Genomic DNA, 15,053 nt, shown 5'->3' with positions numbered 1-15,053 from the left:
GAACTTGCTGATAAATTAAAATTCTTTAATAATTTGATTAACTAATTTAAGCGCTGATAAAAGCAGGCCATATTCATGTGGCCTGCTTTTATCATTATTGTTTAATTTACCCAAGTAAGATTAGGATCGTAAATTAACATTTTATACTCAGTTAGAGTTTTAATCGATAGTCATAGGGCTTAATCCTGCGATTTCTAGTAATCCTAGAGTAGTATAGGACTTAAATTTTTCTGTTAATTGGGTATTCAAAAAAACAATTATATCATTTTTCATACTTTCTTTACTTTTTATGTTTGCCATAAAGTCACGACGAAGTCGATCCATATTTATTTTTCCATTTTGTTTCTCGAAGCGTAGTTCGCCTTCATCACCTTGTATAAATGGCATTGATTCAAAAACATTTAAAGCAGCTTGTTTATAGTGGTCACCAATGTAATCAAGTTTTTTATTTGGCTTGGTTTCTAAAATATCATTTAATGTATTATTCGCTAAACGATTGGCTTTTGAGCGCATAGCATCTTTATTACTCAACGTTACTTGGTTCTTATGATCGGTTACGCGGAACGTACGAGTTGACGGTGCGGAGTTGAACCGGCTAAACGCTCTTTTAACGACAGATGGGATATTTTTTGTCGACGTAGTTTGATCTGAGCGTGTGTGTGGCTCGTTAATTAAATCTGGTACACAGCTGAATATTGACCAATAATCTTGAATTTCTTTGCTCATTTGTGGCAAAGCATGTGCAAGTTTTTCTTTAGTTTCATAATGACCTAGTTTTTCCGTCACAATTTTTTCCCAATCGACACTCATTCCGTCATAGATAATTATTGCCATTTGTTCTGCGATTTTTTTGCATTGTTCCTTATTTATGAAGCTATTCAGAAGATCGTCTTGGTAGACCATATCTTGCGTTTCTTGCGTTGTATTATAAATAGGCTGTCTATCTACAGTGCGAACTACAGTGCGAAGTTGTATTCCATTTTTAATGCTTTTAAACAACGCGTCCCTATCCATCGGTGTTGCCATTTTAGGTTTGGTATCCATAATCGTCGGTGGAGCAGGTGGAGCAGGTGGAGCAGGTGGAGCAGGTGGAGCATATTTTGGTTCTTCATGCACATCGGTATTCTTGGGTTTGAATTTAGCCTTAGAAGTTACTCTTTCTCCAAATACAGCGATTAATTTATGTATTTTTTTCGTTGGCTCATCAGGCAATGTTGGATGTTGTTTAACTTTAGATATTTTTACACAGGATTGTTTTTCCTGTTCACTATGATGCGGTACGTTGTCGTTAGCTATATGTGTGGCTTGTTGTATATTACCCATGAATATATCCTATTAGATGATGTTGGTGTGTCGATTTTTTACTTTAAATAATAATCAACCATCAGTCGATGAACTGCACGTGAATTTAATTGAATTATTGTTAGTTCTGTTAGTAGTTTTGGTGGGTAAGTAATTGATACTTTAAATGAATTGAAGTCGAGTGGAAATTTTCAATTTTATTCACCATCTGTATAGGATGATTGTGATTTAATTTCCCAAGTTTGTTATCAGCGTCGAACTTTACTTAACTTGATCGCCGATTGAGAAAATTGTCTTTTTCTATCTATTCAGGCATGGTTGGGAACATTAATATACTTTTAATCTTAATGGTAACAATGAAAGTTGTTTCCTAATAACCTTGAGTTAGAAGATCATCGGTATGAAGTGAAATTGGTTTTGTAATTGAAAGTAGCGTTCTTTAAAAAATTAAATAGAATTTATCGCAGTGAGATGAAATAATTTTATTAAATGTATTTCAACTTATTACCAGTATAGGGTAAGTCGGAAAATGTAAACCTAGTTAACTTTGAATAGGATACTTAACAAGATGTCCGGACTTATAGATGTAGAACTGTGAAATGAATATAGGATTTGATCGAGTGGCTAGGTTGCTGTTGAAGATAAATTTGAGTCCTTTATTCCATTTATAGGCTGATTTTGCAGAAGATTGACGCATAGCATCAAGTTCAGGATTAGGCTGTCGTTAGTATCGCTATGGGTTCGAATAGTGAGTAAAAATGACATTCGGAGATTTCAACTATAATTAACGAACAATTAAAGCGTGCCGCGCCGAACAAGGTTGCGCACAACAAGAAAGGAATGAGCAGCAAGATGAAAAAAATGCTGATGTTTCTATTATTGCTGCTTGGGCTGGCGGGCTCGGGGGCTGGCTATTACTTTCTTTATTATCTTCCTGAGCAAGAAGCACTGCAGGCCGATTCGTCGAGTTCGAACGATGAAGAACAAGTGCCAACCACTGAGACGGCTCCTAAAACGGCCTTGCCACCAAAACTGCTCGTTAATGATTTATATGTCGATTTAGCAAGGCTCGGGGTGAGAGAAAAGCCCGATGCACAAGCGTTTGTTGAGCGAGTTCTATACCGTGGTGATAAGGTTAAAATCTTGGAGCGCAAAGCAGGTTTTGGCCGCATTACCGATTATTTTGTCTATGAGGAAAACGGGCCGGAAGTCGCGGAGTGGATACCTTTGGATGGTTTAGTGGAGCAAGCCCCGCTGATCACGGCAGAGGAGCGCCGTAAAACGGTCACGCAGTACATTACGAATTCGGATGATTTTAAACTCTATGAAACGGCTTTTGTGCAGAAAACCGATGAGTTGCTGAAAAATGAAACCTGCGTACCAGAAGATTTTGAAGAGCTTGGTGGCTGGGTAAAGTCGCTCAAATATCAAGAACGTGAGGTTTATTTTGTGTATTGTGGTGGCCGTAAGTTAGCCAACAAAATTTACTTTGATATACAAAGCAAAGAAATATTTTACGCTTCTCATTAGCTAAAGTGATAAGAGCATTTAGATCTTTTTACTTGAGGCTTATGGTTGTCAGGAATATGATGCCTGCTTGAGTTGAGAGGAATGATTTTTTCATGCATTGGCACTTTATTAAATATGTCTGGTTTACGCTTTTTGCGGTTGTTCTGCCTTCGCAAGCGTTCGGCTATTTAATTGAGAGTGAAACGCACAGCCACGCTGAACGTAAAGTTATCCTACAACATGGTGAAAAAACCTCGCTCACGGCGATTGTTCATCAGCAAATATTGCCTCAAGCTATTGCTATTCAACAACCTATCTCTGCTCAACAAGATAAACAAACGGCTCCACCCGTATCAAAATCGCTTCACTCAGACACTTCTGCTGCAATCGTCACCGCGTCTCGTTGGGGGGTAACTTCCCGAGTCGTTGAATACGATGGCCCCACTTTTGTCGATAACACACCCAATTACGACGTCACCGTCGCTCCCTTTAGGCTTTATCTTTTTCCTGTCGCTGAGTTGGCGGCATGGCAAGCTCGCCCCTATAGTTCTAACCACAGAATTTCTGGTTGGAAAGAAACGAATGCCATGTATGTGGCGTTAAATAGCCAGTACTGATCCCTCTTACTTTATATCAAGTGACAAAGTCACTCGCTTGTTCATTTAACTTGTTTATTTAAAGTAATAACAACTCAGCTTTGCTGAGAGGATTGGTATGAAAAAAACACAAAATAAAAAGGCGTCAGCACGTCTTATTAATCACTATTCTGCGTGGAAGTATATCGTATTGGCCGCCACTTTGGTTGTGCTTGCCTTGAGCGCTATACCCACCTGGTACGGCGAACAGCCGTCGATTCAACTGCAAGTCTCCGCTAAAAATGAGACGCTTAATTCAGTCGTGGAATTAACTCATCTACTCGAAAAAAACGATATTGCGGTACAAAACATACAGCAGCAAGGTGGGAAAACGACCTTAGTCTTTGCTGATGAAGTCCAGCAAACACACGCCAGAGAATTACTCGATGGCATGATTGAAAAAGAAGACAGTATTACGTTCTCTTACGTTTCGGTTGCACCAACATGGTTGACAAATTTAGGTTTTAACCCGATTAAACTAGGGTTGGATCTGCGTGGTGGTGTGCAATTTTTGCTGAACGTTGACGTGGATAAAGCGTTCCAAGAGCAGCGTGACAGCATGATCGATACCGTGAAAGATAAGCTTCGTGACGAGCGTCTTCGCAGCGTGAAAGTTAGCTCTGAAGGCATTGATGGCTTCAAAGTAATAAGCAATTCAGCGGAAGATCTCAATAAAATCAATGCATTTCTTAAAGAGACTTACTCAGGGTGGGATATTCAACGCTCTTCTGATCAACTGCTGATCAAGCCTTCAAAACAGAATCGAGTCGATTTCCAATCAACGACGCTGCAACAGAACCTCAAGATTATGCGTGATCGCATTGAAGAGCTAGGCATCACTGAAGCTATGGTTCAGCGCCAAGGTGAACACAGCATTCGTATCGAATTACCGGGCGTGCAAGACCCATCACAAGCGAAAAACGTGATTGGTGCGACGGCGAGCCTTGCTTTTTATGAGGCGAAATCACCCAGCGAAGCGTTTACGTCGCAAGACATTGTGCTAAAAGATGAAAATGGCCGCAATGTTGTACTTACTAAACGCCCTGTATTAACCGGCGATCACATTGTTAATGCGCGCGCAGGTATTGACCAAGTGGGAATGTCTGAGGTCAACATCTCGCTTGACCACGCGGGTGGCAAAATCATGAGTGATTTTTCATCCAAGCATATCGGTAAGCCGATGGCGACCGTGTACCGTGAATACACCACCAATGCTCGTGGCGAAACAGAGCGTAGCGAAAAAGTGATCAGTGTTGCGACCATTCAATCGCAGCTGGGTAGCCAATTTAGAATCACTGGTGCAGGTTCGATGGAAGAAGCACAGCAGCTGGCTTTATTGCTGCGTGCAGGTTCATTAACCGCGCCTGTGACTATCGTAGAGGAGCGTACCATCGGCGCTTCATTGGGCGCAGAAAATATTCAAAATGGTTTTGCCGCATTAGCCTTAGGTATGGCATTAACGCTGACTTTTATGGCGCTTTGGTATCGCCGTTTAGGTTGGGTGGCGAATGCGGCGTTGCTGTTTAACATGGTGTGTCTCATTGGTCTGATTGCCTTATTGCCGGGTGCTGTGCTGACCTTGCCGGGGATTGCTGGTCTAGTTTTGACGGTTGGCATGGCCGTCGATACCAACGTGCTAATTTTTGAACGCATCAAAGACAAAATTGCAGAAGGACGTAATTTCGCCCAAGCGATTGATTCTGGGTTTAGCAGCGCCTTTAGCACCATTCTTGACGCCAACGTCACCACTATGATCACCGCCGTGATTCTGTATTCGATCGGTAATGGTCCAATCCAAGGCTTTGCCCTGACCTTAGGGCTCGGCATTATGACCAGTATGTTCAGCGGTGTGTTTGCTTCGCGTGCGGTTATCAATCTCATTTGGGGACGAGATGCTCGTCGTGATGTAAGGGTATAAACATGATTGATTATTTGAAAAACCATATTCGTCCAATTCGTTACATCACGAGCGTACTTTCTGTGACATTGATGCTGATCTCGTTAGTGGCGTTTGGTGTGAAAGGCCTTAACATGGGTTTGGATTTTACCGGTGGGATGGTCACCGAAGTCACGGTCGATAAAACCCTCACCAACAAAGAGTTACTGCAAGCGTTGAAACCTACATTAGGAGATTCAACGATGCTCACCAAAGCAGGTGAAGAAGGACGTTGGGTTATCCGCTACGCGCTTCCTGAAAGCGATCAAGAGACGCCTAACATTCCCACTTTGCTCAGCGACGTCTCTGAACATGTGACGGTGGTGAGCAACAGTATGGTCGGCTCGCAAGTGGGGCAAGATCTGGTGGAGCAAGGTAGTTTAGCGTTGATGATCTGCTTACTGTGTATCTTAGGTTACTTGTGTTTCCGCTTTGAATGGCGTTTAGCTAGCGGCTCGTTGTTGGCCTTGCTACATGACGTTATTTTAGTGCTCGGTTTCTTTGCTCTGACACAGATGGAGTTCAACCTAACCGTGTTTGCGGCGGTACTGGCGGTATTAGGTTATTCATTGAACGACTCCATTATCATTGCCGACCGTATTCGTGAATTGCTCGTGGCCAAGCAAAGTACGCCAACCAAAGAGATTACCGACCAAGCCGTGATTGCGACGTTCTCACGCACTATGGTGACTTCGGGTACGACATTACTCACCGTTTCCGCATTGTGGTTAATGGGCGGGGAGCCGCTTGAAGGGTTTGCTATTGCAATGTTCATCGGTATTATTTCTGGAACTTGGTCTTCAATCTCAATCGGGACTGTGTTACCAGAGTGGTTGAAACTTGAACCTAAACATTACTTGCCTGTAGTGGTGGATTCCGCGCCTTAGTATTTCTGCGCATGTCATTTAAAGTGAAGTAAAAAATCCGCCTTATGCACAGGCGGATTTTTATTGGGAGTTGACTATAAATTACGGTAGGAAGTGTGATTTATAGTTCTTTATCTTTACTCAGTGACAGCAACCAAAGTGAAACGGCGGCAACCACCGCAAAGCCGCCGAAGATAATAACAGGCATCGCGCTGTAACCAAGAATATGCCAAATCACCGATTCTAATGTACTCATGGGTTAATTCTCCTATTGCCAGCCTTCAACGCCTTGCATGTCTGGCAGTTTATGTGCAATACCTTTATGGCAATCGACACAGGTTTTTTCACCACTAGCAAGGGCGGTTGAATGCTGTTTGGCACTGCGTGGACCTTGCTCTGAAAAATCCATGTATTCGAACTCATGGCAGTTGCGGCACTCTAATGAGTCATTATTTTTCAATCGAGACCACTCACGCTCCGCGAGATGTGCTCGACGTGCTTGAAACTTTTCGGGTGTGCTAATGGTGCCTAATACCACATGAGCAAACAACTCTTTGGAGGCTTGCACTTTGCGGATAATCTTGTCTGTCCACTCATGGGGAACATGGCAGTCAGAGCAGATAGCACGTACGCCGGAACGGTTAGAATAGTGAATCGTCTCTTGGATCTCAGCCACAATCGGTGCATGACAGCCTGAGCAGAATTCTTCTGAGTTTGTTGCTTCCATACCGGTGTTAAATGCGCCCCAAAATAGCAGACCACCTGCAAACCCCATGAACAATACGATGCCAACGGCCGCTTTACTTGGGCTTGTGAGCCTTTTCCAAAACGCTTTTAATAATTTCATAAATAGCCTCTTAAGTTATTATCTGGCTACGATTAGCGAAGTGAATCAACGGATTTGAACTCATTTTCCACCAAAGGCTTCGCAATGGCTTGCGGTACATGGCACTGTAAACAGAAGTAACGGCGCGGTGAGACGTCAGCTAGCACCGCATCTTCACGGTTAACATAGTGGGTCACACTGATTTTGGTTGCGCCCATCTCTTTGGCATTTTTCCAACTGTGGCAAGCAAGGCACTTATTGGCGTTTAGCGACACTTCGTAGCCACGAATGTTATGCGGGATCAAAGGTGGCTGATAGACGTATTCGCTTTCAAGCGCTTGATCTCTTGGGTACTTCTTAAAGTCGTCTGCAGGACGAGTCTCTTCAAGTTGCGTTGCGCCACGCAGCGATTCCAGCCCACCGTTGCCGCCGGGGTTATTCAGTTCCGCCTGTACCGTTTGGCCAAATAAAGCCCCAAAAGATAAAAGGGCGATCAGTAGTTTTTTCATCTTAAATTCTCCGCCTAATGGCTCATTCTGAGATCGGCTCCCCATAGGGCAGCCGATGCATTCATTAACTGGCTTACGCTACTTTAGTGATTTTTACCGGACATTTTTTGAAGTCTGTCTGTTTCGACAGTGGGTCCGTGGCATCTAAAATCAGCTTGTTAATCAAAATGCGAGCATCAAAGAATGGGATAAAGACCAAACCATGCGGTGGACGATTTCGGCCGCGCGTTTCCACACGAACACGAACTTCGCCGCGTTTGTTGGAAATCAATACTTCATCACCACGTCGTAACCCACGCGCTTTGGCGTCGTCTGGGTGGATGTAACAGAGCGCATCGGGTACGGCTTTATAAAGTTCAGGCACGCGCCGCGTCATAGTGCCGGTGTGCCAGTGTTCTAACACGCGGCCCGTACACAGCCACATATCAAATTCGGCATCAGGTGATTCCGGCGGCGCTTCATAAGGAGCGGAGATGATCCACGCTTTACCATCCGGTTTGCCGTAGAAATCCCAATCAGATCCTTTTTTCGCATAAGGGTCAGAGCCTTCTTTAAAGCGCCATAACGTTTCTTTGCCATCCACAACCGGCCAACGTAAGCCGCGAACATTATGGTAGGTATCATAAGGAGCTAAGTCGTGGCCGTGACCGCGTCCGAAGCTGGCGTACTCTTCAAATAACCCTTTTTGTACATAGAAACCGAAGTGATGTGCGTCATCGTTCAGTTCACGCGCTTCTTCAAGCGGGAATTGGTCAACCTGTCCGTTTCTGAACAGCACATCAAACAGGGTTTTACCGCGATATTGTGGCGCTTTGGCGAGCAATTCTTCTGGCCACACTTCTTCCATTTTGAAGCGTTTAGAGAACTCCATCACTTGCCATGAGTCTGATTTTGCTTCGCCCACAGTACCAACTTGTTGATACCAAGCTTGAGTGCGGCGTTCAGCATTGCCGTAAGCGCCTTCTTTTTCCACCCACATTGCGGTAGGGAGCACTAAGTCGGCCGCTTGCGCTGTGGCTGTTGGATACGGGTCAGACACGACGATAAAGTTTTCTGGGTTGCGGTAACCCGGTAAACGTTCTTCGTTAATATTCGGGCCAGCTTGCATGTTGTTATTACACTGCACCCAGTAAGCGTTGAGTTTGCCGTCTTTGAGCATTCGGTCTTGCTGTACGGCGTGAAAGCCCGGTTTTTCAGGAATGGTGCCTTGCGGAAGCTTCCATGTTTTTTCAGCAATCGCGCGATGTTTGGGGTTTGCCACCACCATGTCAGCAGGCAAGCGATGAGAAAAGGTTCCGACTTCACGTGCCGTGCCACAAGCGGATGGTTGACCTGTTAATGAAAATGGACTGTTGCCAGGTGTGGCAATTTTGCCTGTCAGTAAGTGCAGGTTGTAGACCAAGCTTTGCATCCAAACACCGCGAGTGTGTTGGTTCATGCCCATAGTCCACAGTGACATCACTTTGGTGTTAGGGTCAGCGTACTGTTTTGCAAGCGCGATCAGTTTATCTTCGGCAACGCCTGACATTTGCGCGGCTTTTTCAACCGTATAAGGTGCAACCGAGGCTTTATAAGCTTCAAAATCAATCGCAGTAACATCACCGGAGTTGGCATTTTTCGCTTTAACTTGCAGTGGGTGCTCGTCACGCAGGCCATAACCAATATCCGTAGTCGCTTGTTTGAAGTGGGTATGTTTATTGACGAAATCCCAGTTCACCGCATTGTTTTGAATGATGTAGTTGGCGATGAAGTTGGCGATGGCAAGGTCACTTTGTGGGTGGAAAATGTAACCGTGGTCGGCCAGCTCAAACGAACGATGATAATAAGTCGAAAGGACATTTACTTTAACATGTGGGTGACTTAAACGGCGATCGGTAATACGAGTCCAAAGAACTGGGTGCATTTCAGCCATGTTTGAACCCCAAAGCACAAAGGCATCAGCGTGTTCAAAATCATCATAGCAGCCCATCGGTTCATCAATACCAAAGGTGCGCATAAATCCAACAACGGCTGAAGCCATGCAGTGACGAGCATTCGGATCAATGTTATTAGAGCGAAAGCCCGCTTTCATTAGTTTAACGGCGGCGTAACCTTCCATCACGGTCCATTGGCCCGAACCGAACATGCCAACACTGGTTGGCCCTTTCGCTTTTAGAGCTTGTTTCCACTTTTCAGCCATCACATCGAAAGCCTGATCCCACGACACTGGCGTGAATTCTCCATCTTTATGATATTGGCCATCTTTCATGCGCAGCAGTGGCTGTGTTAAGCGATCTTTGCCATACATGATTTTTGAAAGGAAGTAGCCTTTAATACAGTTCAGCCCTTTGTTAACGGGCGCTTCAGGGTCACCTTGTGTGGCAACCACTTTGCCGTTTTGGGTACCGATTAATACTGAACAGCCCGTACCGCAGAAACGACAAGGTGCTTTATCCCAAGTGATTTTTGTTTGGTCTGAGCTGGCAATCAAGTTTGTTGCGCTGGCGGGTAGAGTAATACCGGCGACAGCGGCTGCGGATGCGGCTGCGTTTGCTTTCACAAACGCGCGTCTTGTCATTTTCATACGTCATCCTCAATGTGGGAATGTTGTGTTCCAGTGTTGGTATCCGTGTCATCCAGCCCACTTTCTATTTGGTGATAAACCAAAGCGGTGCTGAGAACATGTGGTAAATTATTAATCGCATCGATGGTGTCAGTAACGAAGCCTTGATTTTCCGTTTCCAAAACGACGATCATTTTCCCTTCGTTGCTTTGGCCATACACTTCGGCGTTCTCAAACGATTCGATTGTCGCTTTGAGCGCTGCTAAATGTGCAGGTACGACGTGAACGATCAAACTTGAAATATGTACTTCATTGAGTGACATGTTTATCTCTCATTATTATTAATATTGCTCACACGGATGGCTGAGGTTGGACAGATGGAAACGCACGCGCCACATCCGTTACAGGCATCAATATCGACATTCGGTTGCGCCACTTTTCCGATCACTAAATTGAACGTTATAGCGCTGACTTCACATGACTCAGCGCAGCTACGACACTCCACATTGCGTTTAGCCAAGCAGCTTTCTTCGAGCTTTGCTTTAGCCAGCCACGGTTGTGTTGAGCGCGGTGCGAAAATTGGCTCTGGGCAGCTTTGCGCGCACTGATAACAAAAGGTGCACTCATCAATATGAAAATCTATGGTTGGGAAGCCGCCATCACCTAAGGTGATGATCTTTGTTTCGCACGCGTCTAGGCAGCGGCCGCAGCGAGTGCACTCATCTGAAAAGGAGAGGGGGTGAGCAATCCAAGGCAAGCGGACAATGGTGTCATCGACCTGATTACGAGAAAAAAAACGCCTTTTCGAGAGATCAACCAAAGTGCATTCCTGTATTTGTTAACAAATCTTCATTTATCCATACACAAATTGTAGTTTTTGTCCTATTTCTATAAATACCCCCAAGGAGGTAATTGGCTAGTCATGTTGTTTTAGATCAATAAATTCAAGCGCGAGTGATCACATATTGAATGGCTTTAACGACAGCGGCGCCCAATCAGATACAATAGGCAAGGAGAGGTTCACGGAGAGATGTTTTGAGAAAACGATCCAAACAGTCGGTCACCAGCACCATTGCCAAAGCCATGGTGTCGATTTTACTGTTATCGGTTGCCATCACGGGGTACGCCATTTTTACACTCGCCTCATCACTCAATGATGCGGAAGCGGTGAACGTGGCTGGCTCAATGCGTATGCAAAGCTACCGATTGGCACATGATATTCAAAGTGATTCGGTGGATTATCCATCTCACATTTATCTTTTTGAACGTTCGCTTTATTCACCCTCAATGAAAGCATTGCAGCGTTGGCCTGTGCCAAACGACATCACTAAAGATTATTATCAGTTGATCATTCGTTGGCACGAGCTGAAAAGTTTGCTAAATAGCGAGAACAAAGACCGCTATCTTGATGAGGTGGCAAAATTTGTCAGCCAAATCGACCGTTTTGTCTTTAAGTTGCAGCACTTCTCAGAACAAAAGCTGATCCAACTGGCTTGGTTTGGCGGCATGGGGTTGGGTGGTGTGTTGTGTATCTCATTGTTTGTGGTGCATTTTATTCGTAAGGAAGTGGTGGGGCCATTGCGTTCGCTAGTGACCGCCAGTGAGCAGATCCAAAACCGTTCATTTGATGTATCGCTCAATGTCACCAGCCATAATGAAATGGGGATCTTAACCCGCACGTTTAATAAAATGGCCACCGATCTTGGTAAGTTGTACCTTGGTTTAGAGCAAGCGGTGAATGAGAAAACCCATAAGTTGCAAAATGCCAACCAAGCACTGCAAGTGTTGTATGACTGCTCGCAAGAGTTAACCGCGTCGCGCATTAGCCAAGATAATTTCCAAGCGATTTTGCAACACTTGGTCACCATTGAAGGGGTCACATTTGCCCAGTTAGAAATTGGTGATGACGCGGGTAAAAGTACGCGCTTATCCGAAGGTGAGAGCAATGGGTTCTCCCTTTCTCCGCTTTTGCTGAGCTTAGATGGGATGCAACTGGGTTACTTGTATCTGCAATACAGCTTGCCTTGTCCAAATAGCGCCTTGATTGATAACTTCGTACAAATATTGTCGCGTGCCATTTATTATAATCAAGCACAGAAACAAGCCGAACAGTTGATCTTGATGGAAGAACGCGCCACCATCGCACGGGAACTGCATGATTCGTTGGCTCAATCGCTTTCGTATCTGAAGATACAAGTATCACTATTAAAACGCGTGATTGGCCGAGCAGAGACCCCGCACGCTGCAGAGAAAAAAGAGCAAATCATTTTAGATATTGATCAAGGTTTGTCGGGCGCTTACACCCAGTTAAGAGAGTTATTAACCACCTTTAGGCTAACGATTAAAGAAGGCAATTTTGGTCAAGCGCTTAAGGGCATGCTAGAGGAACTTGGCGAGCAAACTACGGCGGAGATAGTGCTTAATAATAATTTGTCATCGATTGATTTAGATGCGCATCAACAAGTGCATTTACTGCAATTGATCCGAGAAGCGACTATCAATGCTATCAAACACGCTCAAGCTAATGCCATTCAAGTCAACTGTGATGAATTAGACGATCAGGTGATGGTGACGGTCAAAGACGATGGGGTTGGCTTTGATCAACAGCGTGCTAGGCTCAATCACTATGGATTAAGCATTATGCAAGAAAGAGCGGCGCGGCTGCATGGCGCAGTGTCAGTAACCTCCGCACCCAATGCTGGGTGTGAAGTTATATTGAAATATAAACGTTCAAAGGATACAAATTTTGACGAGATGTAGAGTAATGCTGGTAGATGACCATCCTTTGATGAGACGTGGTATCAACCAGCTATTGAGTTTTGAAGATGACTTTGAAGTGGTTGCTGAAGCTTGTAACGGCAGTGAAGCCATTGCTTTGGCGCATGACATCGAGCCGGATCTCATTCTGCTTGATTTGAATATGAAAGGCATGTCAGGGCTCGATACGTTAACAGCGCTTCGTGCGGATGAATCAACCGCCACCATCGTTATTTTAACCGTATCAGACAGTGCGCTCGATATTGAAGCTATGGTGAAAGCGGGGGCTGATGGCTACCTTCTTAAAGATACAGAACCAGATGAGCTGGTGGAACTGCTTAGACAGGCCGCGACGGGTGTAAAAGCGTACAGCGAGTTTGTTACTCAGTACCTTGCCGAACGTCATACGCATGAAGATCTTTTTGAGGCATTAACCGACCGTGAAACTCAGATTCTAAAAGAGGTCGCGAAAGGGTATCGGAATAAACAAATTGCGGATCGTCTGTTCATTTCTGAGTCGACAGTAAAGGTGCACATGAAGAGTTTACTGAAGAAGTTACGCGTCCCATCGCGCACAGCAGCAACGATTTTATACTTGGAACGCTATAGCGAGAGTAAATAACACCTATTATTTGGAAATAGCGGTTTGAAAAAAGGGCGTCCTGTTGAACGCCCTGATTGTTTGTCAACGTTATGCTGTCATCGGTACAAGGATTACTGTACCAATAATGACAGTGATTAAACCGAGGATGACAGGAACGGAAGTGCGTTTTACCACTTCAAATGGACTGATATGGCCCATACCAGCTGTTGCTACAACGACGCCTGATACTGGTGAAATGGTGCGCCCAAGGTTTGAAGCTTGCAGCATCGGGATAATGAGAAAGGCTGGATTCACGCCCAATTTAGCCGCCAACGATGGCGCTAACTCAACAAAGGCGTAGAACGGAGCGTTGCCTGAACCCGTCGCAATAGCGGCTGCTACGGTAAGGCCTGTCAAAATCAGCATCAAGACTATGCCGCCTGCGCCTGCGGTTTCTGCAAGATGAAGCAGGTTATCAATTGCCCCAATCGACATCAAACCTTGTGCGAACACGCCCGCAGCAACCAATAACATCACCACGCCTTTGAATGCTTCGGCCATGCCTGCGTAGCATGATTCTAGATCTTCTAACGTCTCTTTACCTTTAAAACGCTTCGTCACGAAGTCAACCAATGCACCGATGAAGATGGATCCGACCACAATGGTGTAAATATCAAGGCTCAAACCTTGAATGGTTTCTCCGTTGAATAAGAACACACCCACAATAGGTAAGAATGGAAGAGCCGCATAGTAAGCCGGTGCTTTTACTTCGATGGCGGAAACATCGATTTTTTCCATCGGTGTATTGTCTTTCTTATCGAGATACTTGTTCCAGAAGAAGGCCGCGATCGCCATGACGATAATGGCGCAGATCGAAACAGGAAGAACCGTTTCCACGGCAAAAACGTGTAAAGGTAGGCCTGATTTTTCCGCCGCAATAACCACATCACCGGATGTCGGGGAAAGGATGATCGCAGCAGGAGATGCACATACCGCAACTGCGGCCGGACGAGAGATCCCCATCGCTACCATCATCGGAAATAAAGTGGCCATTAACAGCACGCCAAGACCCGTTGCTGAGCTCACCGCTAAAGACATCAAACACGCCACAATGTAAGCAGCAACCAGCAAGATATAAGGGGATGTAATAACCGAAAGAGGTTTAGAAAACTGTTTTACAACCACATTGTTGGCGCCGATGTGTGTCATGTACGAAGCAAAACCACACAGCAACATAATTTGCATGCCTAAACCGCCACCACTGTAACGCAACATGTATTTCACGAATTCGAGTGCATCCGTTACTGTGTTACCGGTTGAGGGTACTTTGGCTGGCAGCACTGAATAGCCAAGTGCGCCAGTTAATAGCAGTAAAACGATACCTGCGGTGAGTAACACACCGGCTGGCTTGTAACCTTTAACAATGAAATAACCCACCGCTACTGTTACCGCCAAGCCAATTAAAAGCTCTAGCATTTAAGTCTCCTGAAATTATGAACAATATTGCAAAAACGTGTATCAATTTATGACAAGGAATTTACCGAAAAGAATGCTGTAGCACGAGAGCAAGTTGAGCTTTAGATGATCT

14 protein-coding genes are annotated in these 15,053 nt (G+C 44.9%); 6 read left to right on the top strand and 8 right to left on the bottom strand.

What is annotated here, in order from left to right:
• Positions 1-159: 159 nt before the first annotated feature.
• On the bottom strand, positions 160-1,323 hold the full coding sequence (locus AACV12_RS15885) for a hypothetical protein (RefSeq protein ID WP_212754906.1): 1,164 nt from the start codon (positions 1,321-1,323) through the stop codon (positions 160-162).
• Positions 1,324-2,154: 831 nt separating this feature from the next.
• On the opposite strand from AACV12_RS15885, the gene AACV12_RS15880 reads away from it, so the two are divergent.
• The 4 genes from AACV12_RS15880 (at position 2,155) to secF (ending at position 6,269) form a co-directional block, all read left to right on the top strand.
• Entirely contained in the window at positions 2,155-2,832 is a 678-nt protein-coding gene (locus AACV12_RS15880) for an SH3 domain-containing protein (RefSeq protein ID WP_249371369.1), read from the top strand.
• A gap of 92 nt (positions 2,833-2,924) precedes the next feature.
• Positions 2,925-3,428: a hypothetical protein gene (locus tag AACV12_RS15875; protein ID WP_170900833.1), complete on the top strand. Its 504-nt coding sequence runs from the start codon at positions 2,925-2,927 to the stop codon at positions 3,426-3,428.
• A 97-nt stretch (positions 3,429-3,525) separates the two neighbouring features.
• The gene (gene secD, locus AACV12_RS15870; RefSeq protein WP_170900831.1) at positions 3,526-5,364 is read left to right on the top strand and encodes a protein translocase subunit SecD; all 1,839 of its coding nucleotides are present in this window, start codon (positions 3,526-3,528) and stop codon (positions 5,362-5,364) included.
• Positions 5,365-5,366: 2 nt separating this feature from the next.
• Complete coding sequence (gene secF / locus AACV12_RS15865) at positions 5,367-6,269, top strand: protein translocase subunit SecF (RefSeq protein ID WP_017045371.1); 903 nt, start codon at positions 5,367-5,369, stop codon at positions 6,267-6,269.
• Positions 6,270-6,369: 100 nt separating this feature from the next.
• On the opposite strand, the gene AACV12_RS15860 is transcribed toward secF, so the two are convergent.
• The 6 genes from AACV12_RS15860 to napF form a co-directional block, all read right to left on the bottom strand.
• Positions 6,370-6,504: a TIGR02808 family protein gene (locus AACV12_RS15860; RefSeq protein ID WP_013868527.1), complete on the bottom strand. Its 135-nt coding sequence runs from the start codon at positions 6,502-6,504 to the stop codon at positions 6,370-6,372.
• 12 nt (positions 6,505-6,516) lie between these two features.
• A complete protein-coding gene (locus tag AACV12_RS15855) occupies positions 6,517-7,095 on the bottom strand; it encodes a NapC/NirT family cytochrome c (RefSeq protein WP_013868528.1) in 579 nt (192 codons plus the stop codon).
• Between the two features lie 32 nt (positions 7,096-7,127).
• The gene (locus tag AACV12_RS15850) at positions 7,128-7,583 is read right to left on the bottom strand and encodes a nitrate reductase cytochrome c-type subunit (RefSeq protein WP_013868529.1); all 456 of its coding nucleotides are present in this window, start codon (positions 7,581-7,583) and stop codon (positions 7,128-7,130) included.
• A gap of 73 nt (positions 7,584-7,656) precedes the next feature.
• A complete protein-coding gene (gene napA / locus AACV12_RS15845) occupies positions 7,657-10,146 on the bottom strand; it encodes a periplasmic nitrate reductase subunit alpha (protein WP_094125867.1) in 2,490 nt (829 codons plus the stop codon).
• Positions 10,143-10,448 (bottom strand): chaperone NapD, encoded by a 306-nt coding sequence (locus tag AACV12_RS15840; protein ID WP_170900828.1) that lies wholly within the window; start codon positions 10,446-10,448, stop codon positions 10,143-10,145. Before AACV12_RS15840 ends, napA begins: the two co-directional genes overlap by 4 nt.
• A gap of 2 nt (positions 10,449-10,450) precedes the next feature.
• Positions 10,451-10,945: a ferredoxin-type protein NapF gene (napF, locus tag AACV12_RS15835; protein ID WP_017045373.1), complete on the bottom strand. Its 495-nt coding sequence runs from the start codon at positions 10,943-10,945 to the stop codon at positions 10,451-10,453.
• 215 nt (positions 10,946-11,160) lie between these two features.
• Between napF and narQ the strand changes: the two genes are divergently transcribed.
• Entirely contained in the window at positions 11,161-12,885 is a 1,725-nt protein-coding gene (narQ, locus tag AACV12_RS15830) for a nitrate/nitrite two-component system sensor histidine kinase NarQ (RefSeq protein WP_170900826.1), read from the top strand.
• Positions 12,872-13,504: a response regulator gene (locus tag AACV12_RS15825; RefSeq protein WP_013868534.1), complete on the top strand. Its 633-nt coding sequence runs from the start codon at positions 12,872-12,874 to the stop codon at positions 13,502-13,504. Before narQ ends, AACV12_RS15825 begins: the two co-directional genes overlap by 14 nt.
• Before the next feature lie 69 nt (positions 13,505-13,573).
• On the opposite strand, the gene dcuC is transcribed toward AACV12_RS15825, so the two are convergent.
• The gene (gene dcuC / locus AACV12_RS15820; protein WP_170900824.1) at positions 13,574-14,941 is read right to left on the bottom strand and encodes an anaerobic C4-dicarboxylate transporter DcuC; all 1,368 of its coding nucleotides are present in this window, start codon (positions 14,939-14,941) and stop codon (positions 13,574-13,576) included.
• Positions 14,942-15,053 lie beyond the last annotated feature (112 nt).

The sequence above is a fragment of the Vibrio sp. 2-2(8) genome (genome assembly GCF_963888495.1).
Lineage (GTDB): Bacteria > Pseudomonadota > Gammaproteobacteria > Enterobacterales > Vibrionaceae > Vibrio > Vibrio anguillarum.
Note: the sequence above shows the minus strand (reverse complement) of the source record. Positions and strands in the feature narration are given on the sequence as shown.